27 protein-coding genes and 1 tRNA gene are annotated in these 26,388 nt (G+C 71.1%); 15 read left to right on the forward strand and 13 right to left on the reverse strand.

The genetic code is table 11. The features are described from left to right. The first annotated feature begins 48 nt into the window (after positions 1–48). The 3 genes from ACQYVW_RS11730 to ACQYVW_RS11740 are packed head-to-tail and all read left to right on the forward strand — an operon-like array spanning position 49 to position 1,824. Positions 49–243 carry a hypothetical protein gene (locus tag ACQYVW_RS11730; protein WP_434934254.1) on the forward strand — a complete coding sequence of 65 codons (195 nt, stop codon included), beginning with the start codon at positions 49–51 and terminating at the stop codon, positions 241–243. Between the two features lie 52 nt (positions 244–295). Then, positions 296–763 carry a cupin domain-containing protein gene (locus ACQYVW_RS11735; RefSeq protein WP_434947104.1) on the forward strand — a complete coding sequence of 156 codons (468 nt, stop codon included), beginning with the start codon at positions 296–298 and terminating at the stop codon, positions 761–763. A 32-nt stretch (positions 764–795) separates the two neighbouring features. Then, on the forward strand, positions 796–1,824 hold the full coding sequence (locus tag ACQYVW_RS11740; protein WP_434947105.1) for a TraB/GumN family protein: 1,029 nt from the start codon (positions 796–798) through the stop codon (positions 1,822–1,824). Positions 1,825–1,831: 7 nt separating this feature from the next. Here ACQYVW_RS11740 and ACQYVW_RS11745 read toward each other — a convergent pair whose 3' ends face one another. The 7 genes from ACQYVW_RS11745 to ACQYVW_RS11775 form a co-directional block, all read right to left on the reverse strand. After that, entirely contained in the window at positions 1,832–2,899 is a 1,068-nt protein-coding gene (locus ACQYVW_RS11745; RefSeq protein ID WP_434934251.1) for a GGDEF domain-containing protein, read from the reverse strand. 79 nt (positions 2,900–2,978) lie between these two features. After that, positions 2,979–4,901: a 1-deoxy-D-xylulose-5-phosphate synthase gene (gene dxs / locus ACQYVW_RS11750; protein ID WP_434947106.1), complete on the reverse strand. Its 1,923-nt coding sequence runs from the start codon at positions 4,899–4,901 to the stop codon at positions 2,979–2,981. Positions 4,902–4,950: 49 nt separating this feature from the next. Beyond that, positions 4,951–5,997, reverse strand: a complete 1,047-nt coding sequence (locus ACQYVW_RS11755; protein ID WP_434947107.1) for a hypothetical protein — start codon at positions 5,995–5,997, stop codon at positions 4,951–4,953. A gap of 120 nt (positions 5,998–6,117) precedes the next feature. After that, on the reverse strand, positions 6,118–6,792 hold the full coding sequence (locus ACQYVW_RS11760) for an HNH endonuclease (RefSeq protein ID WP_434947108.1): 675 nt from the start codon (positions 6,790–6,792) through the stop codon (positions 6,118–6,120). 85 nt (positions 6,793–6,877) lie between these two features. Next, positions 6,878–7,045: a hypothetical protein gene (locus ACQYVW_RS11765; RefSeq protein WP_434935769.1), complete on the reverse strand. Its 168-nt coding sequence runs from the start codon at positions 7,043–7,045 to the stop codon at positions 6,878–6,880. Between the two features lie 61 nt (positions 7,046–7,106). Then, positions 7,107–8,897 carry an acyl-CoA dehydrogenase C-terminal domain-containing protein gene (locus ACQYVW_RS11770; protein WP_434947109.1) on the reverse strand — a complete coding sequence of 597 codons (1,791 nt, stop codon included), beginning with the start codon at positions 8,895–8,897 and terminating at the stop codon, positions 7,107–7,109. Between the two features lie 31 nt (positions 8,898–8,928). Next, positions 8,929–9,405, reverse strand: a complete 477-nt coding sequence (locus tag ACQYVW_RS11775; RefSeq protein WP_434947110.1) for an LEA/WHy family protein — start codon at positions 9,403–9,405, stop codon at positions 8,929–8,931. A gap of 211 nt (positions 9,406–9,616) precedes the next feature. Here ACQYVW_RS11775 and ACQYVW_RS11780 point away from each other — a divergent pair. Both ACQYVW_RS11780 and ACQYVW_RS11785 read left to right on the forward strand, forming a co-directional pair. After that, a tRNA-Phe gene (locus ACQYVW_RS11780) sits at positions 9,617–9,692 on the forward strand. A 242-nt stretch (positions 9,693–9,934) separates the two neighbouring features. Beyond that, the gene (locus ACQYVW_RS11785; RefSeq protein ID WP_434947111.1) at positions 9,935–10,156 is read left to right on the forward strand and encodes a hypothetical protein; all 222 of its coding nucleotides are present in this window, start codon (positions 9,935–9,937) and stop codon (positions 10,154–10,156) included. A gap of 141 nt (positions 10,157–10,297) precedes the next feature. Here the strand turns inward: ACQYVW_RS11785 and ACQYVW_RS11790 are convergent, their stop codons facing one another. Beyond that, entirely contained in the window at positions 10,298–11,680 is a 1,383-nt protein-coding gene (locus ACQYVW_RS11790) for an FAD/NAD(P)-binding protein (RefSeq protein WP_434947112.1), read from the reverse strand. A 165-nt stretch (positions 11,681–11,845) separates the two neighbouring features. Between ACQYVW_RS11790 and ACQYVW_RS11795 the strand changes: the two genes are divergently transcribed. After that, entirely contained in the window at positions 11,846–12,307 is a 462-nt protein-coding gene (locus ACQYVW_RS11795) for a DUF6491 family protein (protein WP_434935785.1), read from the forward strand. Between the two features lie 36 nt (positions 12,308–12,343). Here ACQYVW_RS11795 and ACQYVW_RS11800 read toward each other — a convergent pair whose 3' ends face one another. The 4 genes from ACQYVW_RS11800 to ftsY all read right to left on the reverse strand — a co-directional run bounded on the left by ACQYVW_RS11800 (position 12,344) and on the right by ftsY (position 16,417). Continuing rightward, positions 12,344–12,613, reverse strand: coding sequence for an oxidative damage protection protein (locus tag ACQYVW_RS11800; RefSeq protein WP_434935778.1), 270 nt, complete (start codon positions 12,611–12,613; stop codon positions 12,344–12,346). A 98-nt stretch (positions 12,614–12,711) separates the two neighbouring features. Next, positions 12,712–13,800 (reverse strand): A/G-specific adenine glycosylase, encoded by a 1,089-nt coding sequence (gene mutY, locus ACQYVW_RS11805; RefSeq protein ID WP_434947113.1) that lies wholly within the window; start codon positions 13,798–13,800, stop codon positions 12,712–12,714. Beyond that, on the reverse strand, positions 13,797–15,083 hold the full coding sequence (locus tag ACQYVW_RS11810) for an AsmA family protein (RefSeq protein WP_434947224.1): 1,287 nt from the start codon (positions 15,081–15,083) through the stop codon (positions 13,797–13,799). Before ACQYVW_RS11810 ends, mutY begins: the two co-directional genes overlap by 4 nt. Next, on the reverse strand, positions 15,080–16,417 hold the full coding sequence (ftsY, locus tag ACQYVW_RS11815) for a signal recognition particle-docking protein FtsY (protein ID WP_434947114.1): 1,338 nt from the start codon (positions 16,415–16,417) through the stop codon (positions 15,080–15,082). Before ftsY ends, ACQYVW_RS11810 begins: the two co-directional genes overlap by 4 nt. Positions 16,418–16,565: 148 nt before the next feature. Between ftsY and ACQYVW_RS11820 the strand changes: the two genes are divergently transcribed. From ACQYVW_RS11820 to ACQYVW_RS11855, 8 genes are all read left to right on the forward strand, one after another. After that, positions 16,566–18,356: a DUF885 domain-containing protein gene (locus ACQYVW_RS11820; RefSeq protein WP_434935083.1), complete on the forward strand. Its 1,791-nt coding sequence runs from the start codon at positions 16,566–16,568 to the stop codon at positions 18,354–18,356. Further along, positions 18,353–18,910: a 16S rRNA (guanine(966)-N(2))-methyltransferase RsmD gene (gene rsmD / locus ACQYVW_RS11825; protein ID WP_434947115.1), complete on the forward strand. Its 558-nt coding sequence runs from the start codon at positions 18,353–18,355 to the stop codon at positions 18,908–18,910. The genes ACQYVW_RS11820 and rsmD overlap by 4 nt, the downstream gene beginning before the upstream one ends. Before the next feature lie 67 nt (positions 18,911–18,977). Further along, a complete protein-coding gene (coaD, locus tag ACQYVW_RS11830; RefSeq protein ID WP_434935079.1) occupies positions 18,978–19,481 on the forward strand; it encodes a pantetheine-phosphate adenylyltransferase in 504 nt (167 codons plus the stop codon). Between the two features lie 36 nt (positions 19,482–19,517). Next, complete coding sequence (locus ACQYVW_RS11835) at positions 19,518–20,003, forward strand: hypothetical protein (RefSeq protein WP_434947116.1); 486 nt, start codon at positions 19,518–19,520, stop codon at positions 20,001–20,003. A gap of 377 nt (positions 20,004–20,380) precedes the next feature. Continuing rightward, the gene (locus ACQYVW_RS11840) at positions 20,381–20,662 is read left to right on the forward strand and encodes a YfhL family 4Fe-4S dicluster ferredoxin (protein WP_434935075.1); all 282 of its coding nucleotides are present in this window, start codon (positions 20,381–20,383) and stop codon (positions 20,660–20,662) included. Beyond that, positions 20,659–22,395 (forward strand): gamma-glutamyltransferase, encoded by a 1,737-nt coding sequence (ggt, locus tag ACQYVW_RS11845; protein ID WP_434935073.1) that lies wholly within the window; start codon positions 20,659–20,661, stop codon positions 22,393–22,395. Before ACQYVW_RS11840 ends, ggt begins: the two co-directional genes overlap by 4 nt. Positions 22,396–22,525: 130 nt before the next feature. Continuing rightward, complete coding sequence (locus ACQYVW_RS11850) at positions 22,526–23,428, forward strand: MBL fold metallo-hydrolase (protein ID WP_434935071.1); 903 nt, start codon at positions 22,526–22,528, stop codon at positions 23,426–23,428. Continuing rightward, on the forward strand, positions 23,425–23,826 hold the full coding sequence (locus ACQYVW_RS11855; protein ID WP_434935069.1) for an MAPEG family protein: 402 nt from the start codon (positions 23,425–23,427) through the stop codon (positions 23,824–23,826). The genes ACQYVW_RS11850 and ACQYVW_RS11855 overlap by 4 nt, the downstream gene beginning before the upstream one ends. A 10-nt stretch (positions 23,827–23,836) precedes the next feature. On the opposite strand, the gene ACQYVW_RS11860 is transcribed toward ACQYVW_RS11855, so the two are convergent. Then, positions 23,837–24,223: a helix-turn-helix transcriptional regulator gene (locus ACQYVW_RS11860; RefSeq protein WP_434935067.1), complete on the reverse strand. Its 387-nt coding sequence runs from the start codon at positions 24,221–24,223 to the stop codon at positions 23,837–23,839. A gap of 396 nt (positions 24,224–24,619) precedes the next feature. Here ACQYVW_RS11860 and ACQYVW_RS11865 point away from each other — a divergent pair, with 396 nt between their 5' ends. Further along, positions 24,620–26,386, forward strand: coding sequence for a glycoside hydrolase family 9 protein (locus tag ACQYVW_RS11865; RefSeq protein ID WP_434935065.1), 1,767 nt, complete (start codon positions 24,620–24,622; stop codon positions 26,384–26,386). The last annotated feature ends 2 nt before the right edge of the window (positions 26,387–26,388 follow it).

Here is a 26,388-nt window from a genome sequence, read left to right on the forward strand (position 1 = left end):
GTGGCCCGCACCGGGCGTGCGGGCGTCATCGCAGAGCTGGAGACATCCATGGCGTCCAAGAAGAGCAGCAAGCGTGAGCTGATCGCACCCAACGGCGACAAGCGGCTGGTGCGCCGCGATGAGGACGGGAAGTTCAAGGAGAGCGACGATCTGGGGCGGTCGCTGGCCCAGGACGTGCGCAAGTCGGCGAAAACCTCGGTGAAGTCCGGCCAGGGCGACCGCGGGGACCGCAAGCGCTCCTGACGCGCAGCCCCGGCCGTCTGCGGGTCCATCGTCCATGGCGGATACTTCCGCTATGGACGATTCCGCGCATTCCCGCATCCGGTCGCTGCGACTGGAGCCGCATCCCGAAGGCGGGCATTACCGTCGTATCCACGCGTCTTCCCGCCAGGTCGAGGCCGGCGGGCGGCTGCGTCCGGCCATGACCGCCATCCATTACCTGCTGGACAGCGGCGAACGCAGTGCCTGGCATCGCGTGGATGCCGACGAATGGTGGCATTGGGACGAGGGCGATGCGCTCGAGCTGCTGCAGCATCGGCAGGGCAGCGGCCTGGTGGAGCGCGTCGTGCTGGGAGCGGGGGCGGGCGAAGTCCGGTCCTGCGTCATGCCCGCAGGCGTGTGGCAATCGGCGCGCGCGCTGGACCGGTATGCGCTGGTAACTTGCGTGGTGGCGCCGGGTTTCGACTGGGAAGGCTTCGGCTTGCTCGATCCGGACTCGGCCCTGGCGCGGGAACTGTCGCGCCTGCCCGTGGTCCAGCGATGACGCCGGCGCTCCGGTCCCTCGAAAATCGAACGATGCGAACGAAATGGCTGCCCTGGCTGTGCCTGCTGCTGTCTGCCCCGGCCTGGGCCGACGCTGCCGGTAACGGAGAGCCGACGACCATCGTCCCGCCAGCCGCGGACGCCGTCTCGATCGTCGATCACGAGACCGTGGTGGTGTCCGGGGCGCTGCCGGGGCCGGGCCTGTGGAAGGTGCGCAAGGGCGATCACACCCTGTATGTGCTGGCGACGCTTTCACCGTTGCCGCGGCGCCTGGCATGGGAGTCGGCCGGCGTCGAATCGGTGATCTCGCGCGCGCAGCGGGTGCTGCTGCCGCCCTCGTTCACCCTCGATGCCGACGTGGGCGTGTTCCGCGGCCTGATGCTGGTGCCATCGCTGCTCAAGGCGCGGCGCAATCCGGACGGGCGCAGCCTGCAGGAAGTGGTTCCACCCGCGCTCTACGCGCGCTGGTCGCCGCTGAAACAGCGCTATATCGGCCGCGACGGCGGAGTCGAGCGCTGGCGGCCGATCTTCGCCGCCCAGGAGCTGTACGAGTCGGCGATGCGCCGCTCCGGGCTGTCGCTGGACGATGTGGTGGACAAGGAAGTGCGCCGGATCGCCAAACGCCACGACGTGCCGCTGCGCGGGGTCAACTTCAAACTCCAGGTGGACGATCCCAAGGCCGCGATCCGCGAGTTCCAGTCCACGGCGCTGGCCGACACCGACTGCTTCGCGCGCACGCTGACACGCATCGAAACCGATCTGGAGGCGATGCGTCAGCGCGCCAATGCCTGGGCCACCGGCGATATAGCGGCGCTGCTGTCGCTGCCGGTGGAGAGCCAGTACGGTGCCTGCATCGACGCGGTGACCGGCAGCGCGCTGGCGCAGCGCCTGGGAGCGGTCGAGCTGCGGCCGCGGCTGGAGGCGATGTGGCTGGCCGCCGCCGAGGAAGCGCTCGCCACCGACCGGGTGAGTCTGGCCATGCTGCCGCTGGGGCTGGTGACCACGCCCACGGGATACCTGGCGCGCTTGCGCGAACGGGGCTACGAGATCGAAGCGCCCTGAGTGCGGGTCAGGATCCGATCCGGTCGCGGCCGGCGTGCTTGGCCCGGTAGAGCGCGGCGTCGGCTTCGTCGATCCACTGTTCGACCGTGACGTGGCCCGCGCGCGCGGCCGCCAGGCCGATGCTGGCGGTGACCCGAGTCCCGGGCATCCCGCCGATGGGGGCCTCGCGGATGGCGGCCAGCATCTTCTCCGCCAGCGCCCGCGCCTGGTCGGGCGTGGTATCGCCGAGCAGCACGCCGAACTCGTCGCCGCCGTAACGACCGGCGGCGTCGGACGCACGCAGGGTGGCGGCGATTGCGCCGGCCACCGCGCGCAGGACCTCGTCGCCCACCGAATGACCGTGGCGGTCGTTGGCGACCTTGAAGTAGTCCACGTCCAACAGCAGCAGCGTCATCGGCACGCCCTCGTCGCGGTGCCGGCGCAGGGCCCGCTCGGCCTGCTCCAGCCAGTGCCGGCGCACGTGCAGGCCGGTCAGCGAATCGGTGCGGCTGAGTTCGTCCAGCTGCCGGTTCTTGTGCCGGATCTTCTGACCCATGTGATTGACCGCCAGCGCCACGCCGATGGTGTGGATGGTCATCACCGGCAGCGCGGACAGCACCACGGCCATGCTGGTGTCGGGGCGCAGCGCGAAACCGCTCGCCAGCCCGCCGCACAGCAGCCCGGCCGCGAATGCGGGCAGCGACCACAGCCACAGGCGAGGGATGCCGGTGCTGATCTTGTCCACGGTCACCAGCGTGAACAGCAGCACCGAGGGCAGCAGGTTGAACTGCATCATCGCCACCCAGAATCCGGTCTGGGCCGAATCCAGCAGCAGGTTGCGGCGCTCGGCGCGAGGCGGGGACGCGCTGCGGGTCGACAACAGCAGCGCCAGGTGCGGCCACAGCAGCGCGGTGAAGGCCAGCAGGACCCACTGCGGCCAACTCGCGCCGTTCTCGTACAGCACCGTGCCGATGCACAGGCCGCCCAGGCCCATGCCCAGCAGCCGGAAACGATAGGTGAGCCAGGGTAGGCGATCCGTGCCGGAGGGCGCCCTGCGCGGACCGTCCGCCGCGCGCGCCAAGGCGGATCGCGTCATGGCGGTCCCGGGATCCGGGATCGCGCCGCGCCGCGTCGCTCCAGTCGGGGTCCCCCTCCCCCTCGGACGTCCAAGCAGGTCAGCCCGAGGCGCTGAGCCGGGCGCGCTGGTCGCCCCCGTGCGGCCAGCGCCGCTGGATCGCGGCACGGATACCGGCGGCGTCCAGGCCGGCCTCGGCCAGCAGCGCCTCGCGGCTGGCGTGGTGCTGGAAGGCGTCGGGCAGGCCGAGCTGCAATACCGGCAGCAGCATGCCCTCGGCCTGCAGCAGCTCCAGCACGGCCGATCCGGCACCGCCCATCACCACGTTGTCCTCCAGCGTGACGAAGCCTTCGTGGTCCTGCGCCAGCTCCAGCAGGAGGCCGCGGTCGAGCGGCTTGATGAAGCGCATGTTGACCACGGTCAGGCCGAGTTCCGCGCCCACCTGTTCGGCGGCCGGCACCAGCGCGCCGAAGGCGAGCAGGGCGATGCGCGCGCCGCGGCGGCGCAGGTCCGCCTTGCCGATGGGCAGCGTGTCGAGCGTGTCGCCGGCCGCGACCCCCGGGCCGGTGCCGCGCGGGTAGCGCACCGCCGCCGGACCTTCGTGACGGAAGCCGGTGCTCAACATCTGCCGGCACTCACGTTCGTCCGCCGGGGCCATCACCACCATGTTCGGCACGCAGCGCAGGTAGCTCAGGTCGAGGTTGCCGGCGTGGGTGGCGCCATCGGGCCCGACCACGCCGCCGCGGTCGATCGCGAACAGCACGTCCAGGCCCTGGATCGCCACGTCGTGCACCAGCTGGTCGTAGCCGCGCTGCAGGAACGTCGAATAGATCGCCACCACCGGCTTGGCGCCTTCGCAGGCCATGCCCGCGGCCAGCGTCACCGCGTGCTGCTCGGCGATGGCCACGTCGAAGTAGCGCTCGGGATGTTCCTTCGAGAACCTCACCAGGCCCGAACCCTCGCGCATCGCCGGAGTGATGCCCATCAGGCGTTTATCCGCAGCGGCCATGTCGCACAGCCAGTCGCTGAAGACGTCGGTGTAGGTAGGCCCGGAGGCACCGGCCTTGGGCACCAGGCCCTTGGACGGATCGAACGGCGACACCGCGTGGTAACCGATCTGGTCGCCCTCGGCCAGTTCGTAGCCCTTGCCCTTGGTGGTGATCACGTGCAGCAGCTGCGGGCCCTTGAGGCCCTTGAGCGTGCGCAGCGTGTCCACCAGAGCCTTGACGTCGTGTCCGTCGATCGGGCCGGTGTAGTGGAAGCCCATTTCCTCGAACAGCGTGGACGGCACGAACATGCCCTTCCAGTGCTCCTCCCAGCGGCGTACGAACCTCGCCGGCGGCTTGTTCTTGTCGCCCAGCAGCTTCTTGCCGCCCTCGCGCAGCGCGTTGAGCGTGCGGCTGCCGGTCATGCGGCCGAGCATGCGGGTCAGCCCGCCCACGGCCTCGCTGATCGACATGCGGTTGTCGTTGAGGATCACCAGGATGTCCGGCTCGGGATCCATGCCGCCGGCATGGTTGAGCGCCTCGTAGGCCATCCCGGCGGTCATCGCGCCATCGCCGATCACCGCCACCACCTTCCTGGGCGCGCCATCGCCGGCCGAGGCCGCGCTCGCATTCGCGATCGCCATGCCCAGCGCCGCCGAGATCGAGGTGCTGGAGTGGCCGACGCCGAAGGTGTCGTACTCGCTTTCTTCCCGCTTGGGGAACGGCGCCACCCCGCCTTCCTGCTTGACGGTATGGATGGTGTCGCGGCGGCCGGTCAGGATCTTGTGCGGGTAGCACTGGTGACCCACGTCCCAGACGATGCGGTCGCCGGGCGTGTCGTAGATCCAGTGCAGGGCGGTGGTCAGTTCGACCACGCCCAGGCCGGCGCCGAAATGCCCGCCGGACTTGCCGACGGACTCGATCAGGTAGTTGCGCAGCTCGTCGGCGATGGCGGGCAGTTCCGCCTCGTCGAACGCGCGCAGGTCGGCAGGACTGCCGATGCGCGCAAGGCGCGGATAGCGCTGGGAATCGATCATCCCGGCATTGTAATCCCGCGCCGCGCGCAGGACGTGCAGGCGCCCGGAATCAGCGCCCGCGCAGGCGTCCCAGCAGGCCGCCCGCGCGCGGCTGCGCAGCCGGCTCGGGGGGCGCCTCGACAACGGCCTCGGCCACGCCGGTCGCCAGGTTGGCATTCACGAAATCGACGATTTCCCCCAGCGCGATGCCGCTGGCGGCAGCCACCTCGGCCAGGGTCGACGGCGCCTTCATCATGGCCGTGGCGATGCGGAAGTGGCGCGGAAATTCCCGTTCGGTCTGCGGCCAGCGGTTGAGCCGGTACTTCGCTTCCGGATCATGGCCGGGCAGCAGCTGTCCCTGGCCGCTGGCCAGGGCGCCGAGCCAGAGCAGGCGCGACAGCGGCTGGGCCGGCCCGACGGCCTCGGCCTCGCGTTGGAAGGTCTCCGCATCCACCGGTTCCAGCGCTTCTTCGGCCAGTTCGCCCTCGAAATAGGGCAGTAGCGGCTTCAGCGCGGCCGGACCGTGGTAGCTGCGGGCCTCGGCGTCGATCAGCAGGGTGGGGCCGCTGGGGCGGCGGTAACGGCGCTGGCCGGTCAACGTGCCGGCCGCGAGCCGGCCGAACAGGGTGGTCGGTTCAGGTGCCTGGATCGCCGCCGCCGGCGCGGCCTCGGGCGCGACCTCCGGCGCAGCCGCCTGTGGTGCCGCTGAGGCGGGCTCCGGGACCGCCGCCGGCGCAGGCTGGGGAGCCGCCGCGGTCTCGACCGCCGGGGCCTGCGGAGCCGTCGGTGCGTCGGGCGCGACCGGTGCCCCGTCCTGCGCGGCGATCTCGCGCAGCAGCGCGGTCAGCGAGTCCGCGCTGAACGGTCGGCCCAGGCGGAAGTCGGTCTGCGCGCGCGCAGCCGAAGTCAGCCCCACCACCCGCTTGCCCGAGGCATGCAGGCGCAGCCAGCTCATCGGACCGTACATGCTGTCCATGTCGACCACGATGTGGTCGGCCTGGGTTTCAGGGAGCAGCTGCCAGCTTTCGCCGAGCCGCTGGTTGGCGTCGAGGAAAGCCGCCTTGAGCGCGGTTTCGGTTGCAGGGTCCATCCCGGCCAGGCCGATGGTCAGGGGCATGCGTGGATCCGCTCCGGAGGATCGGGCGAGTGTAGCCGACCGCAGCGCGGCCTCGCCGGGCGCGAACCGGCGGCATGGTCTGGCCGGGCCGGCACGCCGCGGGGTCGCGCCTGCCCGCTGCTACTGGCGCGGGCGCCTGCGCTTGGGCAGGTGCGAGCGCAGGAAGGCCATCTGGTCGGCCAGGATGTTGCGGTTGGACAGGATCAGATGTTCGATCCAGCTCGGCCGGTAAGGGATCGCCAGCAGGGGCATCGAGGCCTGTTGCGGCGTGCGCCCGCCCTTGCGCGAATTGCAGTGGAAGCAGGCGCAGACCACGTTCTCCCAGATGTCGCGGCCGCCGCGCGAGAGCGGCACCACGTGGTCGCGGGTGAGCAGCTGGCGGCTGTAGCCCTTGCCGCAATACATGCACAGGTGCTGGTCGCGGGCGAACAGCGAGGCATTGGTGAGTGCCGGCGTGGGGTCGAGTGCCTGCGGGCGCACCTGGCCGCGCGCGGCGATGATCGGATGCAGGTCCAGGGTGCTGCGCGCACCGGTCTCCCGGCTGGTGCCGCCACGTACGTTCAGGCAGGGGTCGCCGAGGGTCCAGGCGACCGCCTCGCGCGCGTACAGGCAGGCCGCATCCTGCCAGCTGATCCAGTTCAGCGCGCGGCCGTGGGCATCGAGCGAGAGCAGCCGGACCGAATCCAGGCGGTGCGGCAGGGCATGCGCGACAGGAAGTCCGGAAGCGACGACACCGTCCGGAATCCCAGGGATCCCGGTGGGAACCACGCGAAGCTGCGCTCTGTCAGGCTCCATCGGGCACCGAGCATAACGCGATTCGGTGACGATTGCGCGACTGCCCGCGGGGGCTGCGGCCGGTCTTTGCGGACCCTGGCGTCAGTCATGCCGACGCGACAGGGACGCAGCGCTGGTCGTCGCGAGGGGCGTCGTAGGCCGCGGCCACGTCGCGCTCCCCGGCCTTCATTGCGGGCAGGATGTCGCTGGTGATGACCAGCGCCATCAGGCGATGGCCCAGCGACATCGGCAGCGCCGCTGCGCAGGCCATCACGGCCCGGGCGCCGGCGCCCCAGGACTCATTGCAACGCGCCAGCGCCGGCCGACCCCACGCATCAGGCGTCGAATGCAGCCTCGTCCAGCGCCAGCAGCGGCGCCGGGCCGCTTTCGATCGCCGCCTTGTGGGCGAGGGTGCGCGGCAGCAGCCGGGCGAAATAGAAGCGCGCGGTCTCGCGCTTGGCCTCCTTGAAGGCCTGCGGCTGCATGGAGGCCTCGACCGCGGCAACGCTGCGCGCCCACCAGTAGGCCAGCACCACATAGCCCGAGTAGAACAGGTAGTCGTGCGCGGCAGCGCCGATTTCCTCCGGGTCCGCGGCCGCGCGCTGGGCAATCGTCATCGTCAGCGCCTGCCACTCCTTGGCCTTCTGCGCCAGCGGAGCGACGAACTCGGCCACCGCCGCGTTGCCGGCCTGCTGCTCGCAGAACGTCTGCACCAGGCCGAGGAACACCTTCAGCCCCCCGCCCTGCAGCTGCATCGTCTTGCGGCCCATCAGGTCCAGCGCCTGGATGCCGGTGGTGCCCTCGTACAGCGTGGTGATGCGCGCATCGCGCGCCAGTTGCTCCATCCCGTGCTCGGCGATGTAGCCGTGGCCGCCGAAGCACTGCAGTGCGTGGTAGGTGCACTCCACGCCCCATTCGGTCAGGCATCCCTTCACGATCGGGGTGAGGAAGCCGAGCAGGTCGTCGGCCTGCTTGCGTTCTTCCTCGCTGCCGGCGTGCGCGGCGAGGTCCACCTGCAGGCCGGCGTGGTAGCCGAGCGCGCGGCCGCCTTCGACCAGCGCCTTGCAGGTCAGCAGCATGCGGCGCACGTCGGGCTGGACGATGATCGGATCGGCAGGCTTGTCGGGATATTTCGGACCCGAGAGCGCGCGCGACTGCAGGCGCTCGCGTGCATAGCGCAGCCCGTTCTGCAGTGCGCGCTCGGCCAGGCCCAGGCCCTGCAGGCCGACGCCCAGGCGCGCGGTATTCATCATGGTGAACATGGCCATCAGGCCGCGATGCGGCTGGCCGACCAGCCAGCCCTGCGCGCCGTCGAAGTTCATCACGCAGGTGGCAGAGCCATGGATGCCCATCTTGTGCTCGACCGCGCCGCAGCGCACTGCGTTGCGCTCGCCCATCGCGCCATCGCGGCCCACCTTGAACTTCGGCACCACGAACAGCGAAATGCCCTTGCTGCCGGCCGGCGCGTCCGGCAGGCGCGCCAGCACGAGATGGACGATGTTCGGCGTCAGGTCGTGCTCGCCGGCGGTGATGAAGATCTTGGTGCCGCTGATCGCGTACGCACCATCGGCCGCGGGCTCGGCGCGGGTCTTGAGCAGACCCAGGTCGGTGCCGCAGTGCGGTTCGGTCAGGCACATGGTGCCGGTCCACTCGCCGGTGACCAGCTTGCCGAGGAACACCTGCTGCAGCCACGCCTCGCCATGGTGCTGCAGCGCATTGGCCGCGCCATGCGAAAGCAGCGGGAAGTTGCCCCAGGCCAGGTTGGCCGAGTTGATCATTTCCTCCAGCGGCATGCCGACCACGTGCGGCAGGCCCATGCCGCCGAACTCGGCCGGCGCCGACAGCCCGCTCCAGCCGCCCTCGGTGAACTGCCGGTAGGCCTCGGCAAAGCCCGGCGCGGTGGTGACGCTGCCGCTGTCCTTGTCGTACCGCACGCCGTGCGTATCGCCGGCCTTGTTCAGCGGCGCCAGCACGGTGCCACTGAAGCGCGCGGCCTCGTCGAGCATCGGATCGATGAGGTCGCGCCCGGCCTCGTCGAAGCCGGTTTTCGAGAAGGTGGACTCGACGTCCAGCAGGTCGAACAGGGTGAAGCGGATCTCGCGCAGCGGCGCGGAATAACTGCTCATCGTTTCAGCTCGCCAGTCTTGTCGGAAGCGGTCAGCGCAGCACGCCCGGCAGGCCGGGGACCGGGCTCAGGCGGCTGTCGCGCTTGACCTTGTAGTCGCGGACCTTGCCGCGGTCGGTGGGGGCGGCGTCGACCGTGCCCTCGAAGCGGTACTGCACGCCACGGCCGTCGGCCAGCCGGCCCGCCATCAGCAGGCGGGCATCGGCGGAGGGGTCGAACATCACCGTGATCACGTCGGGCGATTCGGGGCCGATGACCAGCGCCGGCCGTGCGGTCAGCGTGCCTGCCGCCTGGTCCTCGACGGTGAGCTCCAGCGACACCGCCTCGAAGCGCATCGGGATGCTGCTGTAGTTCTGCAGCCGCAGTTCGATCGACCAGCGGCCATCGGCCTCGACCGTCAGCTGCTGCAGGCTGGCGGCCGGCTCCGATACCCGCCGCGGCACGCCGCTCGAGCACGCCACCAGGAACACCGCCAGCAACATCGCCGGCACACGCCATCCAAGCTTCATCGCGCCCCCCACCTTCGTCACGGACCTGTTGGAGGATACTACGAGGTACGGAGGCCGCCGGACCGCCCGCCGGCCTGCCGGCCAGCGCCGCCGGGCCGCGCCCCAGGCGCCTTAGCGACCCGATCCGCAGCGAAGCTCCGCCCTCCTGCTTGCCCGGACGGACAAGCGCCCGTATCATGCGCGGCTCGCACGGCCCAGCGCCGGAGCGCGTGGCCGGGTAGCTCAGTTGGTAGAGCAGGGGATTGAAAATCCCCGTGTCGGGGGTTCGATTCCCTCCCCGGCCACCATTTCGAAGCGTGGACAAGACCGCCTCCGGGGCGGTTTTTTGTTGCCCGAGCGCCGGCTTCCGCGCGCTGTAGGACTTTTCCTACATCACGTCGGGGATCCGCCCGACGGCGCGGAGACGAGTCGTGGCGCAAGCTTCCCTCCGCCCCGGCAGCGCGCATCGGAGTATGGCGCTGCAGGGACGCGGGTTGGGCCGGAGATCGCCAAACCAGCCGGGGCACCTTTCTTTCGAAGGTGCCGGACCATGATTCGCGAACTGTTCGAGATCGAAGCCTCCGCCGGAGGCTGGCGGGTGCGCGGCCAGGGTGTGGCCGAAGCCGAGGCGCTGTACCGTCCGACCAAGCTGCAGGCGATCGAGGAGGCGCATACGCTGGCCTCGCGCCGCTATGTGGAAACCGGCCGTCCGACGGCGGTGCTGGTGCCGATGGGCGCCGGACGATCGGTGGTGATTGCGACCTGCGGCTGATCGCGAGTACTGCTGGGCGCCGCCCGGCCCGGCGCGCACGCTCAAAGGAGCGCCGCGATCGCGCCTCGCACGCCGTGCCCGCGGCCCGCGGCTCGCGATCACCATGCTGGCGATGCGGCCCTTCGGGCGCGCGTACCGCAATCAATCTGCCGCTGAAGCGCCCGACGCGAGAATGTGCTCGGCGATCCCGCGGGCCTGCTCGCGCAGTTCCGGGATGGCAATGCTTTCCCACAGGTCGCCGATGCGCAGCGCGCCCAGCACGTAGAGCGCGGGATCGGGCCGGCCGCGGCAGTCGACCATCTGGCCGATGCCGCTGCTCGCCAGCCCCAGCCCTTGCGGACCGGGCAGGGCCAGGCCGCGTTCGCGCAGGGCGGTCAGCAGGGTGCCGGGGCGCAGGTCGATATTGGTTTCCACGCCGGTGGCGTTGACGATCCAGTCGGCATGCAGCGCTTTTTCGGCCTCGGCGTGGCGCGGGCGGAAGCCCACGAGGCTGCCGCCTGCGGGAGCGGCGGAGATCGAGCGCAGCCGGCCGGCCTCGATCCGCAGCTGGCCGCTGCCGCGCAGGCGATCGAGCGTCGCTGCCACGTGCGGCGCGATGCGGTGGCGATGGATGTCCCAGTAGCGCACAGCGTGGCGCAGGAAGCGGCGGCGCTGGCCGTCGTCGAGCGATTGCCACAGTGCCTGGCCGTGATGGCGCAGGCGGTCGAAACTCCACTGCCAGGGTTCGCCGCCGGCGACTGCGTCGGCGACGCGCCGGCGCAGCACGCGCCAGCGGTCGCGAACGCCCAGCGGCAGCAGATCGTCCACGCCCGCGCCATGCTGCGGGCCGGTCCGCGCATGCGGCAAGGGCATCAGGCCGTGACGCGAGAGCACGTGGATCGGGCCGCGATGGTCGGCGGCGGCCAAACTGAGCGCAGCGTCGACCATGCTCAGGCCCGAGCCGAGGATGCAGACGCTGGCATCGGCCTCGATGCCCTGGATGGCGTCATAGTCCCAGGCTTCCGCCAGCCGCATCCCGGGATGCAGCAGATAGTCGGGCAGGGGACGCGGTGCATTGCCCACGGCCAGCACCACGTGGCGGGCGAGAACGCCGGCCCCCGAGGCCAGGTGCAGGCGGAACCCGCCATCGGCGCGCTCGATGTCGACGACGCGCTCGCGCAGATGCACCGGGCTGCGCGGCAGCGATTCGAGCGTATGGCGCAGGTAGCGACCGTAGTCGCGACGGCTGGCGAAACTGTCGCCCAGCCCTTCCGCGTCGCCCGCGCCGTCCTGCGCCAGGAACTGCACGAAATGTCCGGGCTGTTCGGCCAGCGCGCTCATCCGGCCGGCGACGACATTGAGCAGGTGCTCGGCGCGTCCGGTGCCATAGGCGGCACCACGCGCCAGCACTTCGTCGGGTTCGACGATGGCCACGGGGCCCGTGTGGCCTTCGTCTTTCAGCAGCCGGATCGCGACCAGGGTGCCGGCGGCACCGCCACCGACGATGACGGTGCCGAAGCGGAAGTCACCAGGAGAAGACGTCATGCCGACTGTGCGATGGGTGCATGCCCGCCATTGTCGCATCCGGCCCGCGCGACGGCGATGCCGACCCGGTCCTGAACCGCGGGCGGTCGCGCGGCGCATGGGCGGCGCGTGGCAGCGCATCATGAGGTCACCACCACCGAGGCGGCGTTGCCGCGGGAGGCCACGATGGACAACAGGACACACGGAGTCGGGGCCGCGCTGGCGGCAATGCTGGCGCTGTCGGCGTGCGCCTCGGATGGCGGCGCGCGCGCGGCCGAGAAGCTGGCCCTCTACCAGTCGCACGCCGGTGAGCCGGTCTCCAGCTTCCGTTTCTTCGGCAGCATCAACGGCTGGACGCCGCTCGACGACAGCACGCTGGCGGTCTGGACCCGGCCCTCGGAGGCCTGGCTGCTGGCCTTGCAGGGGCCGTGCCACGACCTGGAGTTCGCCCCGGCCATCGGCCTGACCAGCCAGATGAACCAGGTGCATGCGCGCTTCGACAAGGTCATCGCGCACGGCAGCGGTGCGATGCAGCTGCCCTGCCACATCCGCGAGATCCGGCCGCTCGACGTCAGGGCGCTGCGGACTTCGGAAAAGGAGCTGCGCGAGGCGCGCGCGCAGGAGCGCGCAAGCGAAGCCGGCTCCTGAGGCGCGAACGACGCGTCGGCCCGTCGACTTGGACGATCAGGCCTCGGGCACGTAGCCCGCGGGCTTCTCGGCGCCGCCGCCGAACAGGAACTTCTGCATTTCCTCTTCGAGGAAGGCGCGATGCTTCGGATCGAGCGGGGAGAGCCGGTTCTCGTTGATCAGCATGGTCTGGTGCGACAGCCAGGCGGCCCAGGCGGACTTGCCGACGCTGGCGAACACGCGCTTGCCCAGTTCGCCCGGCCAGGGCACGAAGTCCAGGCCTTCGGTGTCGCGTTGTTCGTAGCTGCAGAAGACGGTGCGGGCCATGGCGTGCGCTCGGAAGGATTGCCGGCGTCCATTGTAGGAGCCTCCGCCCGATGCTGCCGGGCCCGCGGCGCGGGCGGCCAGAGCGCGAGGGCGCGCGCCTAGCTGTCAAATGCGGCTTCGAGCAGGCTGCGAACCGGGGCCGGGATGCCGAGCGACGGCAGCTCGTCGCGCGTCAGCCAGCGCAGGTCGGGATCGTCGCGCACGCTTGCGCGCAGCGACACGCCCGACCATCGCAGCGGCTGCAGGCTGAGGCGGAAGTGGGTGAAGGCATGGGCGACCGCGGGCATGGCTTCGCCATCGTCGAAACCGGTCCCGATGTTGCGCTCGAACCAGCCCCGTGCGGCGGCGATCTCGACGTGCTCGGGCAGCGACCACAGCGCGGCCCAGATGCCGGTGGGCGGGCGACGCTGTATCAGCACGCGGCCCTGCGCGTCGCGCAGCAGCAGGGCGATGGCCTGGCGTTGCGGCAGCGGCTTGCCGGGCTTGGGCGTGGGCAGGTCCTCGACGCGGCCACTGCGCTGCGCCACGCAGTCCGCCTGTAGCGGACACAGCATGCACGAGGGCGCGTGGCGGGCGCAGAGCGTCGCACCGAGGTCCATCTGCGCCTGGGTGTAGTCGGCCATGCGCCCCTCGGGCACGCCCGGCAGCTGCGCGTCGGCGATGGCCCACAGCCGCTTCTCGACGGCGGGCAGCCCCGACCATCCTTCCACGCCGTGCACCCGGCACAGCACGCGCTTGACGTTGCCGTCGAGGATCGCGAAGCGCTCGCCCCAGGCCTGCGAAAGGATCGCGGCCGCGGTGCTGCGGCCGATGCCGGGCAGGGCGAGCAGGGCGTCGTGATCGCGCGGCAGTTCGCCGCCGTGATGCTCGACGCAGCGTTGCGCGGCCGCATGCAGGTTGCGCGCGCGGGCGTAGTAGCCCAGGCCCGACCACAGCGCCAGAACCTCGTCGAGCGACGCGGCCGCGAGTGCGCGCACATCCGGCAACGCCGCCACGAACCGCTCGAAGTAGGGCACCACCACGCGCACCTGCGTCTGCTGCAGCATGATCTCCGACAGCCACACGCGGTAGGGCGTGCGTGGATGCTGCCAGGGCAGGTCGTGGCGGCCGGAGACGTCGAACCACTGCAGCAGGCGGCTGGCGTAGCGGTCGCCGACTCCGTCCTCGATGGGCGGCAGGGCGCTCATGGCGTGGGCGAGGCCTCGTCCTCGAACTCGATGCGCACGCCTTCGAGCCGCGCGCCTGAAATCTCCATCGCCTCGGCCTCGAGCTGGCCATCGACGGGCGGCAGCAGGCTCCCCTGTCCCGGGTTCGAGGCCCAGGCCACGAGCCCGGGCACGTCGAGGCGACCGTCGAAGCGCAGATCGTCGCGCGCCACGCCCAGGCCCAGCGGCGCGCGTAGATCCAGCGGGCCGAGGTAGCGGGCGGTCAGCGCAAGCGGCTGCCGCGATGCGCCCAGCGGCGGCGGCAGCACCGGCCACCCGGCCGGCCATTGCGCGATGCGACCGTCGATCTCCAGCAGCAGCCGGCGGCCCAGCGCCAGTCGTCCACAGGCATCGAGTTCGGGCACCATGCCGCCGCCGCGCAAGGCCACGCCCGCGGGAAGCAGGGTCCATGCGCTGCCGTGGCCGCGCAGCGGCCCGTGCAGGCCCAGCGCGAAGGGGATCGATGTGTCTCCCGAGAGATAGCGCCCGGCCGCGCCGAACCTGGCCGGCAGCAGCGCCAGGCCGCCCTCCCAGTGCAGCGCGCCGGAAAGGGTCACGCGCGACGGCAGGCTCCACCCGTCGCGTGCCGGCGACACGCCACCCACGACCGCGAAGCCGCGTCCGCTGTCCGGCCGCTGCAGCGTCGCGGCGAGCGCGAACGGCGCGCGGGTGCCGCTATCCGCATAACGGCCCGAGATCCGCGCACGGACCGGTGCGTCGTGGCGCAGTGTTCCGAGCGACAGCGCCAGCGCGTCCAGGCGCCAGCCGTCGCCCTCGATGCGTCCGTCGCGGACCTGCAGGCCCTCGTCGAGCACGGGCAGGCGGCCGGTGCCGGGCGGGCGCGACGCCAGCCAGTGCTGCAGCGCCGGCAGGTCGAGCTCGGGCGCATCGAGTTCGATGCGGACCAGTTCCAGTGGATCGCCCAGGCCGCGGATGGTCCGCCAAGGCACTGCCACCTCCATCCGTCGCGCACGCAGCAGTGGGCGCGACGCTCCCGGCGCGCGCGCCACCAGGTCGCGCACCACGATCACCGGATGACGCCCAAGGCGCGTGGCCGCGTCGCCTTCGGCGCTGATCTCCAGGCCCATCGTCGCCCCGATGCGCGTCAGCAGCATCGGCACGGCGCGCTCTGGCGGCAGCGCAAGCCAGAGCGCCAGGGCCAGCAGCGCCAGCAGCGCGAGGAGCAGCAGCGGCAGCAGGAGGAGCATCCGCCACCAGCGCCGGCGCGCACGCGGCGGCCCGGCCTGGCGCGGGTCGCCGCTCACCCGAGGCTGTCGGGCAACAGCGCGTCGACGAAGGCCTCGGCGTCGAACACGCGCAGGTCCTCGGGCCGCTCGCCGATGCCGGCAAACCGGATCGGGATGCCGAACTCGCGCGCCAGCGCGAACACCACGCCGCCCTTCGCGGTGCCGTCGAGCTTGGTGACCACCAGGCCGGTGACATTCACCGCAGCGTGGAACTGGCGCAGCTGCGACAGCGCGTTCTGGCCGGTGGTGCCGTCGATCACCATCAGCACCTCGTGCGGCGCGGACGCGTCGATCTTGCCCAGCACGCGGCGGATTTTGCCCAGCTCGGCCATCAGCCCCTGCTGGGTATGCAGGCGGCCGGCGGTGTCTGCGATCAGGACCTCGGTGGCGCGCGACTTCGCCGCCTGCAGCGCGTCGAACGCGACCGACGCAGGATCGGCATCCTGGCCCTGCGCGATCACCGCCACGCCATTGCGCTCGCCCCAGGCCTGCAGCTGCGCGACGGCGGCGGCGCGGAAGGTATCGCCGGCCGCCAGCATCAGGCTGCGGCCTTCGTCGCGGAAGCGGCGCGCCAGCTTGCCGATGGTGGTGGTCTTGCCCACGCCGTTGACGCCGACGGTGAGGATCACGAAGGGCCTGGCCTGCCCGTCGATCTGCAGCGGGCGGGCGATCGGCTGCAGCATCGCCACCAGCTCGCCGCGCAGGGCGGTGAGCAATGCGCGCGCGTCGGCGAACTCGCGCGCCTTCATCCGCTTGCGCAGGCCCTCGACCAGCGTGGTGGTCGCGGCGACGCCGACGTCGGCGGTGAGCAGGGCGGTTTCGATCTCGTCGAGCAGGTCGTCATCGAGCCTGGGATTGCGCGAGAACAGGCCGCCTACGCTGCGCGCGAACACGCTGCCGCGCAGCCGCTCGCGCCAGCCGGGCCTGCCGGCGGCGGCTGGCGGCAGGCTGCCGTCTTCGGCCAGGGCCGGTTCGGCCGCACGCGGGGACGGCGGACTCAATGCGGGCGCTGCGGCGGGAGGTTCGGCGGGCAACGGAGCCGCGTCCGCGCGCGCAGCAGCGGCGGGCGCTTCGGCCCGCGGCTCCGGAGCAGGGGCTTCGGCCTGCGGCTGCTGCATCTGTGCGGGAGCCGTCGAGGGAGGCTCGACCGGCAGGGCCTCGGACACCGGCGCCGCAGGCGCCGCAACGGTTTCCTCCGTCTGCGCAGGCGCCGGCTCCTGTGCCGCGTCCGGGAAGGCGGCCGCCAGTTCCTCGATGCTGAAACCGCTCCGGCGCCCGCCAGCACCGCCCTCGCCGCGGTCGTCGGCGGCAGTCCCGGATTCTGGTTTCTTGCGGCCGAACAGTCGGATCATCAGCGGAATGCGGACCGGCAGGGGGCGGTCGAGGGGCCGGACATGCTACCACCGGGGGTGTGGCCGGCCGTGACCGCAGGCCCTTGGCATCCGCGGCCGGATCGGGTTCCATCGGCGGCCTCGACGCCGTCCGTTCCCGGAGCCTGCAATGCCCAATTCCCGTGCCCGCCGCATCGCCATCGCGCTGTCGCTGGCCCTGTCGCTGCCGCTTGGCCAGGGGGTGCTGGCGCAGGAGCCAGCGACGATGCAGGAGGAGGGGACGCAGCCCGTGGCGAGCGCCGCGGACGAAGCGCTGCGCGCGCTGTACACGCAGGAGTGGGCCTGGCGCCAGCAGGAGTTCGCGCGCGAGAAGATCGACGGCCGCTGGCAGGCTGGCGGGCGCATGCCGGCGATCGCGCCCGCCGACTGGGAGCGCCGCGCAGCTTACTGGCAGGAGGTGCTGCAGGCGCTGGATGCGATCGACCCCGCGGCGCTGTCGCCGCAGGAACGCATCAATGCCGCGGTGTTCCGCAGCATGGTCGAGGCCGACTACAACTCGGCCACCTGGCGCACCTGGGAAGCCCCGTTCAACAGCGACTCGTTCTTCTGGGGCTATCTCGTGCCGCGCCAGCCCTACGCGCGCGAGGCCGACTGGCGGCGTCTGTTCGGCCGGCTGCGCGATCTGCCCGGCCATTTCGACCAGCACATCGCCAACATGCGCCAGGGCCTGGCGCGTGGCTGGAGCGTGCCCCGGGTGAGCATCGAGGGGCGCGACGACACCATCGAGCCCTACACCCGCACCGACGCGTCCAACCCCTTTCTGGCGTCGCTCGGGGCGATGCCGGCCTCGATTCCGGAACCGCTGCGCGGCCAGTTGCAGGCCGAGGGACGCGCGCTGGTGCTGGAACAGGTGGTGCCCGCCTACGCGCGGCTGCTGTCGTTCGTCCGTGAGGAGTACATGCCGCAGGCGCGCACCACGATCGCGGCCAGCGACCTGCCCGATGGCCGCGCGTTCTACCGCACCCAGGTGCGGGAATACGTCACCCGCGACATGGATCCGCGCGAGATCCACGAAACCGGCCTTCGCGAGGTGGCGCGTATCCAGGCGGAGATGCGCGAGGTGATGGGGCGCGCCGGGTTCGAAGGCACGTTCGAGGAGTTCCTGCAGTACCTGCGCACCGACCCGAAGTTCTACGCGCGCAGCCCGCGCGAACTGCTGGCCACCGCGTCCTACATCGCCAAGAAGGTCGACGGACAGCTCAAGTACGCGTTCAACACGCTGCCGCGCTACCGCTTCACCATCCTGCCGGTGCCCGACGACATCGCGCCGATCTACACCTCCGGCCGCGGCGGCCTGGACGCCTGCCTGTTCAACACCTACGACCTGCCGTCGCGGCCGCTCTACAACCTGCCGGCATTGGTGGTGCACGAATGCGCGCCCGGGCACAGCTTCCAGGCCGCGCTCGCGCTGGAGGCGCCGGCGCGGCCCGATTTCCGCCAGCAGACCTACTTCTCCGGCTACGGAGAAGGCTGGGGCCTGTACACCGAGTGGCTGGGGATGCAGATGGGCATCTACGAGACGCCCTACGAGGAGTTCGGCCGGCTGACCTTCGAGATGTGGCGCGCGGCGCGGCTGGTGATCGACACCGGCGTGCACGAGTTCGGATGGAGCCGCGAGCAGGCGATCGACTACCTCGCCAGCCATACCGCGCTGGCCCGCCACGACGTGGTGACCGAGGTCGACCGCTACATCTCCTGGCCCGGGCAGGCGCTGGCCTATTACCTGGGCTATCGCACGATCCTCGACCTGCGCGCGGAAGCCGAGCGTGAGCTCGGTGCGCGCTTCGACCAGCGCAGCTTCCACGACACCGTGCTCAACCTGGGTTCGGTGCCGCTGCCGGTGCTGGAAGACGAGGTGCGCGGCTTCATCGCCGCGCAGAAGGCCGCGCCCGCACCGTGAAGCGCGCTGCCGGCAGCGTGCGCATCATCGGCGGCCACTGGCGGGGCACCCGCCTGCCGGTCGCGGATGCCGATGGCCTGCGTCCGACCTCCGACCGCACGCGCGAAACCCTGTTCAACTGGCTGCAGCCGGTGCTGCCGGGCGCGCGCGTGCTGGACCTGTTCGCGGGCAGCGGTGCGCTGGGACTGGAAGCGCTGTCGCGCGGCGCGCGACAGGCGCTGCTGGTGGAGCGCGACGGGCGCCAGTGCGAATCGCTGCGCGCGGTGGCCGCGCGTCTGCAGGGCGGCGATGCGGCCACGGTCGTGCAGGCCGATGCGCTGGCGTTCCTGCGCGCGCCGCTGCATGGCCGCTTCGATATCGCGTTCGTCGATCCTCCCTTCGCGGCCGGGCTGTGGGAGCCCGCGCTCGCCGCGCTCGATGCCTGGATGGCGGAGCAGGCCTGGCTGTATGTCGAGGCTCCGTTGCAGCGCAGCATCGACCCAGGCGCGGACTGGCGGCTGCACCGCGAGGGCAGCACGCGCGAAACGCGCCACGCGCTGTACCGCCGCGGCTGAACGGCGGCCGGCTGCGCTGCTACACTGCCGGCGATCCCGGACAACGACTGCAAGACCGCCACCGATCATGAGCCCGGCCCGCACACGTACCGCGGTCTATCCCGGAACCTTCGACCCGATCACCAACGGGCATATCGACCTGGTCGATCGTGCCGCGCCGCTGTGCGAGCGGCTGGTGGTGGGAGTCGCCGCCAGTCCGTCCAAGAGGCCCACGCTGTCGCTGGAGCTGCGCGTGCAACTGGCGCGCGAGGCGCTGGCCAGGCATTCCAACGTGGAGGTACGGGGCTTCGATTGCCTGCTCGCGCACTTCGTGCGCGAAGTCGGCGGCGGCATCCTGCTGCGCGGCCTGCGCGCGGTCTCGGATTTCGAGTACGAGTTCCAGATGGCGAGCATGAACCGCCACCTGATCCCCGAAGTCGAAACCCTGTTCCTCACGCCGGCCGAGCAGCACGGCTTCATTTCTTCGTCGCTGGTGCGCGAGATCTCGCGCCTCGGCGGGGACGTCTCGGGTTTCGTGCCCGCGGCCGTGGCCGAGGCGCTGCAGGCCGAATGGCGACGCGACGTCCCCTGATATCGTCATCCCCACACCACACCCGGAGTCTTCGAGATGAAACTGTTGAACCGCCTGGCGCTGGCCGCCTGCCTGGTGCTGCCACTCGCCGCATGCAACAAGGAAGAGGCCGCACCGGTCGAGCAGGCGCCCGTCGTCGCGCCGACCACCGATGACAAGGCTGCATGGCAGGCATACCTGAACGACCAGGTGCCGCGCCACATGGAAGGCATCACCGCGCAGCCCTACGTCTATCGCGTCCCGGCCAGCGACAACCCCGAGGATCCGGAGGAGTACAACCGTCTCCTGGACAAGGCCAAGATGGACGTGGCCCGCGGCATCGTGAAGGGCAACATCCTGGCCTATGCCGGCCTCGATCCGACCAAGACCGCCAATCTCATCGTCTCGGCTTTCGAGACCGTCACCCCCAACACCATGAAGGGCGTGCGCGTGGTCTACATCGGCGATGCCGCCAACAACGACCGCGTGCGCGCGGCCGTCGAACCGGCCGGCGTCGAGTACGTATTCGTCGAAGCCAAGTGACGTGACGGCCACGCCCGCGTACCGCGGGCGTGGCTGCCGGAACGTCGTCCCCGCGCAGGCGGGGAATCAGTGCGGGAGACGCCCACGCCCGCCCCACGCAGGCGTGGATGCCGGAATGTCATCCACGCAGACGGGGATCCCGTTCAGGAGAACGGCTCACGCCCGCTGCAGGCAGGCGTGGATGCCGGAATGTCATCCCGCCGCAGGCGGGGATCCGGTGCGGGGGAACGGCCCATGCCCGTGCGAGCGGGCTGCGCCCGGGCAAGCGCTTGGCCTGCCCGCGCTCGGAGCCGCAGGGCGCCGATCCTCCCGTCCAGACTGGCATGCATTCCACCGGTGGAACGGGTCCCGCCCGCCGCAGCGCTTACAATGCGCGCATGGCCCTGAAGATCAATGAGCTTTGCGTCAACTGCGACGTCTGCGAGCCGGCCTGCCCGAACAGCGCGATCACCCAGGGCGAAACCGTCTACGTGATCGACCCGGCCCTGTGCACCGAATGCGTGGGCCACTTCGACGAGCCGCAGTGCGTGATGGTCTGCCCGGTCGAGTGCATCGACCCGGACCCGGAGCACCCCGAGAGCGAGCAGCAACTGCTGGCCAAGTTGCTGCGCCTGCAGGGCGGCACCCCCGATCCCCATCCGCCGGAGACCCATCCGTGACCAGCGTGTTCCGCACGATCCTGCTGCTGGCCTTCCTCGCCTCGCCGGCCGCGCTGGCGCGCGAATCGCGTCCGGCGCATCCGCCAGGCGCGGCCATCGCCTCGGCGCATGCGCTGGCGACCGATGCAGGCTTCGAAACCCTGCGCGCGGGCGGCAACGCCTTCGACGCGGCGATCGCGGTGTCGGCGGTGCTGTCGGTGGTCGAGCCGATCTCGTCGGGCCTGGGCGGCGGCGGTTTCTTCCTGCTGCACGATGCCGACACCGGGCGCGACGTGTTCGTGGATGCGCGCGAGACCGCGCCGGCGTCCGCCACCCAGGCGCGCTATCTCAAGCCCGATGGTTCCTTCGATCGCGACCGTGCGGTCAATGGTGCCTGGTCGGCCGGAATCCCGGGCCTGCCCGCGGCCTTCGTGCACGTGGCGGAGAAGTACGGCCAGTTGCCGCTGTCGACCTCGCTGGCGCCGGCGATCCGGGTGGCGCGCGAGGGCTTCCCCGTCTACGCGCGGCTCGCGCGCGGTTACCAGCAGCGCCGCGAGGTGATGGAGCGCTATCCCGGCACGCGCGAGGTGTTCCTGGCCGGTGGTGCGGCGCCGGTAGAAGGCGAGCTGTTCCGGCAGCCCGATCTCGCGCGCACGCTCGAACTGCTGGCCGAGCACGGCTTCGACGGCTTCTATCGCGGCGAGGTGGGCGAGAAGCTGGTGGCGGGCGTGAACGCCGAGGGCGGGCACTGGACGGCCGAAGAACTGGCCGCATACACGGTCAAGGAGCGCGAGCCGATCCGCTTCCGCTACCGCGACTGGGACATCGTCACCGCGCCGCCGCCGTCGTCCGGCGGCATCGCGCTGGCGCAGATGCTGCAGATCCTGGAAGGCTGGGAGCTGCAGGAGCTCGACGCCGCCGCGCGCACGCACCTGGTCGTCGAATCGATGCGCCGGGCCTTCCGCGACCGCACCTTCTACCTCGGCGACCCGGATTTCGTGCAGGTGCCGCAGCGCCTGCTGACCAGCGCCGACTACGCCGCCGGCCTGCGCGCGACGATCAATCCCGCGCGCGCCACGCCCAGCGACCTGCTCTCGGGCGAGCAGACCCCACTGGAGGACGAGGAAACCACGCATTTCTCCGTGATCGACGCCGAGGGCAATCGTGTCGCGGTGACCCAGACGGTGAACCTGCTGTTCGGTTCGGGCCTGGTGCCCCCGGGTACCGGGGTGCTGCTCAACAACGAGATGGACGACTTCGCTCTCAAGCCCGGCACGCCCAACGCATTCGGGGTGATGGGATACGACGCCAACGCGCCGGAACCGGGCAAGCGCATGCTCAGTTCGATGACGCCGACCTTCATGCAGTCGGCCGATCGCATCGTCGCGCTCGGCACGCCCGGCGGCAGCCGCATCATCACCATGGTGCTGCTGGGCATCCTGGGCTACGACGCGGGTCTGGACGCGCAGGCCGTGGCCGCGCTGCCGCGCTATCACCACCAGTGGATGCCCGACGTGATCGAGGCCGAGAGCGGGACGTTCAGCCCGCAGGTCGCACAACGGCTGCGCGAACTGGGCCACACGCTGAAGCTGCCGGGCGACGAGGCGGCGGGCGGACGCGGGTCCAGCCATGTGTGGGGCAACCTGCAGACGGTCGAGTGGAAGCTGTCCGACAACTCGCTCCACGGCGGCAGCGACCCGCGCAACCCGGTGGGCAAGGCCGCGGTGCAGGCGATGCCGGCGGCGGTGCGCTGAGCGCGAATGCTGCGTCGGCGGCCGGTCGGACGCAGCGCTGCCCTGCTGCGCGCCCCGGAAGCCGGCGCATGCGCGGGACCCGCGCACGCACGGTGACGGCGGCGCGGGCGCCGGCCATCAGGAGGCGGTCATGAAACTCTGGTCGATCGAAGGCAATTCCCAGCGCCTGGACGGCGGCTCGATGTTCGGCAACGCGCCCCGCGCGATGTGGAGCCGGTGGGCCGAGCCCGACGCGCTCAACCGCATCCGTCTGGCCACGCGCGCGCTGCTGGCGACGCCGCTCAATGGCCGCACGGTGCTGTTCGAGACCGGCATCGGCGCGTTCTTCGCGCCGGAGATGCGCGAGCGCTTCGGCGTGGCCGAAAGCCGCCACGTGCTGCTCGATTCGCTGCGCGAGGCCGGTTTCGAGCACGGCGACATCGACGTGGTGGTGCTCAGCCACCTGCACTTCGACCACGCCGGTGGCCTGCTGGCGCCGTGGGCGGAAGGGCGCGAGCCGGAGCTGCTGTTCCCCAACGCGACCTTCGTGGTCGGCCGCCGGCACTGGATGCGCGCCTGCCGCCCGCATGCGCGCGACCGCGCGAGCTTCGTTCCCGAACTGCCGGCCCTGCTCGAGGCCAGCGGCCGCATCGAATTCGTCGAAGGCGACCGCGCCGCCTGCCTCGGCGATGCGGTGCGTTTCCATTACAGCGACGGACACACCCCGGGCATGATGCTGGCCGAGATCCTGGGTCCCGACCGGCGCGAAGGGCTGCCGCACGGCGGCGTGGTGTTCTGCGCCGACCTGGTGCCGGGACTGCCCTGGGTGCATGTCCCGATCACGATGGGCTACGACCGCTGCCCGGAGCTGCTGATCGACGAGAAGCAGGCGTTCCTCGAGGACAAGCTGGCGCGCGACGTGCACCTGTTCCTCACCCACGATCCGGAGATCGCCCTGGTCCAGCTCGCGCGCGACGAGCGCGGCCGCTTCGTTCCGGTGCACCAGCATGCGCGGCTGGCGGCGCGCGCCCTGTCGCAGGAAACCGCACCATGACGCCGCGCATCAGCCTGTTCATCGCCGCACTGCATGCCCTGCTTTACCTGGGGTTGGCGCTGCGGGTGGTGCTGCGCCGCCGCGCCAGCCGGATCGGCGTGGGCAGCGGCGGCGACGAGGTGCTGTCGCGCCGGGTGCGGGTGCACGCCAACTTCGGCGAGTACGTGCCGCTGGCCCTGCTGTTGCTGGCCCTGCTGGAGCTGTGCGGCAGCAGCCCTGTCCTGGTCTGGAGCTGCGGCCTGCTCCTGCTGGCCGCCCGCCTGCTGCACGCGATAGGCCTGGGCGGCTCGGCGGGCTATTCGTTCGGGCGCTTTGCAGGGACCCTGCTGACCTTCCTGGTGCTGCTGGCGATGGCGCTGGCGGGGCTGTGGCAGATGGTCGCGTTGCAGCTGGTCTGAGCCGCCAGGCTCAGCCTCCGCTGCGCGGGCGCCGCGCGCGCTGCGCCGGCAACTGCGCTTCCACCAGCACCAGGATCGCCTGCTTGAGCGGTTCGCCGCAGGCGCGGAAGCCCTGCAGCAGGCGGCGCTCGACCAGGTCGTCGACGAACTCGGCATCGGCCGCGGGAATCCCGTCGCTGGGCGTCATGGGCGTGCCGCGCCCGGTGGCCAGCCATTCGTAGGACACGCCCGTGGCCAGCGCCAGTTCGGCCAGCCGCTCGCTGGAGGGGTGCACGCCGCCGCGCGCGCTCTCCCAGTTGCCTACCGCGCTGCGGCTGACGCCAAGGCTCTCGGCCAGTTCCGCCTGCGATAGGCCCGCGCGCACCCGCGACGTCCGGATGCGTGTACTCAACTTCATGCCTGTCTCCGATGTTCGCGAGGTCGATATTGCACGCCGGAACGCGGAGGGTGTCAGTGATTCTGTCGAGTCAGTGACATTGACAACGCTTGTCCAGCTTCGTTGGCATTATTCCACAACCAGTTGATGTAACAGGGCTGTATTTTGGACTGTCAGCGATACTGTCGGGTTTTCGGGTACTTGGCCCGTTGCTTGCAAGGGCGGTTTCGCCGACTGTTGCTCCGTGGTCGCGTCGGCTCCAGGGAAGGATGCCATCAGGAGCGGTTCCGCAGGGAAATGCTGGATGCTAAGCGCAGGTTCGGCTGGGTCGGCGTACGCCGGCCCAGCCGGATCGGTCCGCCGCCCACACGCGCTTCCGACTTGCGCGCCTCTGCTTTCCCGGGTCAGCATCGGGACATGCATACGCCATCCGCTTTCTTCTGCGCCCTGGCGCTGGCCCTGGTGCCGGCCACCCAAGCGCCTGCCAGCGAGGCTCGCACCGGCACGGCGACGCTGGTCCCGGCCCAGGTCCGGTTCAACCAGATCGGTTTCCACCCGGGCGCCGCGAAGCTCGCGGTGGTGGAAGGCAGCGCCGACGGGGCCTACCAGGTGATCGACGACGCCGACGGACGCATCGTGCACGCCGGCCAGCTCACGCCACGCGCGGTGTGGACTCCCGCCGGCCGCGAGGCTGCGATCGCCGATCTTGGCTTCCTGCCCGAAGGGCGCTACCGGCTCCGGCTCGACGGCATGACCGCGGCCGACCCCGTGGTCGTCAGCATCCGGCCCTATGCCGGCCTGGCCGATGCCGCGCTCAAGGGCTTCTACTTCAACCGTGCCGGCACCGCGCTTTCGCCGGCCCATGCCGGGCGCCACGCGCGCGCAGGCGGGCATCCGGACACGCGCGTGGAAGTGCACGCCTCGGCCGCCAGCCGCGGACGCGCGGCAGGGACCGTGATCGCCGCGCCGGGCGGCTGGTACGACGCGGGCGACTACAACAAGTACGTGGTCAACTCCGGCATCGCGACCTACACGTTGCTGGCGGCATGGGAGGACTTCCCGGAGTTCTTCCGCGCCCGCGACCTGGACATTCCCGAAAGCGGCGACGCCGTGCCCGACCTGCTCGACGAAGCCTGGTGGAACCTGCGCTGGATGCTGGAGATGCAGGATCCGGGCGATGGCGGCGTCTACCACAAGCTCACCAACCTGCGCTTCGATGGCGTGGTGATGCCCGAGGCCGCGGTGGAAACGCGATACGTGGTGCAGAAGAGCACGTCCGCCGCGCTGGATTTCGCCGCCGTGATGGCGGTGGCGGCACGGGTGTACGCCCCCTTCGAGGCGCAGTTTCCCGGCGTCCCCGCGCGCATGCGCGAGGCAGCGGTGCGCGCCTGGAACTGGGCGCAGACGCATCCCGACGTCGTCTACCGCCAGCCGGAGGATGTGCACACCGGCGCCTATGGCGATGCCTCGCTCCAGGACGAGTTCGCCTGGGCCGCGGCGGAACTGTTCCTGCTGGACGGGGACGAGGCCTACCTGGCTGCGTTCGAACGACATGCCGCCGCGCCGGTGGTGCCCTCGTGGGCGCAGGTGGGCAGCCTGGGATGGAACTCGCTGGCGCGCCACCGCGAACGCCTGCCCGCGGCCATGCGCACGCGCGTGGAGCGAGAGGTGGAAGCGCTTGCGGCGCGCCTGGCGGCGGTGGCGCAGGACTCGGCCTGGCGCGTGGCCATGCAGGACGAGGACTTCGTCTGGGGCAGCAGCGCGCAGGCGCTCAACCAGGCGATGATGCTGATCCAGGGCTACCGCCTGTCGCCGCGACGCGAGTACCTGGATGCCGCGCAATCGCAGCTGGACTATGTGCTGGGCCGCAATCCGCTGGGCGTGTCGTTCGTCACCGGCCATGGCCTGCGCACGCCGCGGCACATCCACCACCGGCCGTCGCAGGCCGATGGGATCGACGAGCCGGTGCCGGGGCTGCTGTCCGGCGGCCCCAACCCGCGCCAGCAGGATGCCGGCGACTGCCCGATGCCGTATCCGTCGAAACTGCCGGCGCTGTCGTGGATCGATCACGACTGCAGCTACGCCAGCAACGAGATCGCCATCAACTGGAACGCGCCGCTGGTGTACGTGGCCGCCGCGATCGAAGCCTTGACGCCGCTGGCGGACGACGCTGCCGCGCGCTGAGG

Source organism: Luteimonas campi (assembly GCF_051162505.1).
Lineage (GTDB): Bacteria > Pseudomonadota > Gammaproteobacteria > Xanthomonadales > Xanthomonadaceae > Luteimonas.

Excerpts from the sequence above, each read along its gene's own strand:
- ACQYVW_RS11730 (WP_434934254.1), top strand. The coding sequence starts at position 49 with ATGGCGTCCAAGAAGAGCAGCAAGCGTGAGCTGATCGCACCCAACGGC.
- ACQYVW_RS11735 (WP_434947104.1), top strand. The coding sequence starts at position 296 with ATGGACGATTCCGCGCATTCCCGCATCCGGTCGCTGCGACTGGAGCCG.
- ACQYVW_RS11740 (WP_434947105.1), top strand. The coding sequence starts at position 796 with ATGCGAACGAAATGGCTGCCCTGGCTGTGCCTGCTGCTGTCTGCCCCG.
- ACQYVW_RS11745 (WP_434934251.1), bottom strand. The coding sequence starts at position 2,899 with ATGACGCGATCCGCCTTGGCGCGCGCGGCGGACGGTCCGCGCAGGGCG.
- dxs (WP_434947106.1), bottom strand. The coding sequence starts at position 4,901 with ATGATCGATTCCCAGCGCTATCCGCGCCTTGCGCGCATCGGCAGTCCT.
- ACQYVW_RS11755 (WP_434947107.1), bottom strand. The coding sequence starts at position 5,997 with ATGCCCCTGACCATCGGCCTGGCCGGGATGGACCCTGCAACCGAAACC.
- ACQYVW_RS11760 (WP_434947108.1), bottom strand. The coding sequence starts at position 6,792 with ATGGAGCCTGACAGAGCGCAGCTTCGCGTGGTTCCCACCGGGATCCCT.
- ACQYVW_RS11770 (WP_434947109.1), bottom strand. The coding sequence starts at position 8,897 with ATGAGCAGTTATTCCGCGCCGCTGCGCGAGATCCGCTTCACCCTGTTC.
- ACQYVW_RS11775 (WP_434947110.1), bottom strand. The coding sequence starts at position 9,405 with ATGAAGCTTGGATGGCGTGTGCCGGCGATGTTGCTGGCGGTGTTCCTG.
- ACQYVW_RS11785 (WP_434947111.1), top strand. The coding sequence starts at position 9,935 with ATGATTCGCGAACTGTTCGAGATCGAAGCCTCCGCCGGAGGCTGGCGG.
- ACQYVW_RS11790 (WP_434947112.1), bottom strand. The coding sequence starts at position 11,680 with ATGACGTCTTCTCCTGGTGACTTCCGCTTCGGCACCGTCATCGTCGGT.
- ACQYVW_RS11795 (WP_434935785.1), top strand. The coding sequence starts at position 11,846 with ATGGACAACAGGACACACGGAGTCGGGGCCGCGCTGGCGGCAATGCTG.
- ACQYVW_RS11800 (WP_434935778.1), bottom strand. The coding sequence starts at position 12,613 with ATGGCCCGCACCGTCTTCTGCAGCTACGAACAACGCGACACCGAAGGC.
- mutY (WP_434947113.1), bottom strand. The coding sequence starts at position 13,800 with ATGAGCGCCCTGCCGCCCATCGAGGACGGAGTCGGCGACCGCTACGCC.
- ftsY (WP_434947114.1), bottom strand. The coding sequence starts at position 16,417 with ATGATCCGACTGTTCGGCCGCAAGAAACCAGAATCCGGGACTGCCGCC.
- ACQYVW_RS11820 (WP_434935083.1), top strand. The coding sequence starts at position 16,566 with ATGCCCAATTCCCGTGCCCGCCGCATCGCCATCGCGCTGTCGCTGGCC.
- coaD (WP_434935079.1), top strand. The coding sequence starts at position 18,978 with ATGAGCCCGGCCCGCACACGTACCGCGGTCTATCCCGGAACCTTCGAC.
- ACQYVW_RS11835 (WP_434947116.1), top strand. The coding sequence starts at position 19,518 with ATGAAACTGTTGAACCGCCTGGCGCTGGCCGCCTGCCTGGTGCTGCCA.
- ACQYVW_RS11840 (WP_434935075.1), top strand. The coding sequence starts at position 20,381 with ATGGCCCTGAAGATCAATGAGCTTTGCGTCAACTGCGACGTCTGCGAG.
- ACQYVW_RS11850 (WP_434935071.1), top strand. The coding sequence starts at position 22,526 with ATGAAACTCTGGTCGATCGAAGGCAATTCCCAGCGCCTGGACGGCGGC.
- ACQYVW_RS11855 (WP_434935069.1), top strand. The coding sequence starts at position 23,425 with ATGACGCCGCGCATCAGCCTGTTCATCGCCGCACTGCATGCCCTGCTT.
- ACQYVW_RS11860 (WP_434935067.1), bottom strand. The coding sequence starts at position 24,223 with ATGAAGTTGAGTACACGCATCCGGACGTCGCGGGTGCGCGCGGGCCTA.
- ACQYVW_RS11865 (WP_434935065.1), top strand. The coding sequence starts at position 24,620 with ATGCATACGCCATCCGCTTTCTTCTGCGCCCTGGCGCTGGCCCTGGTG.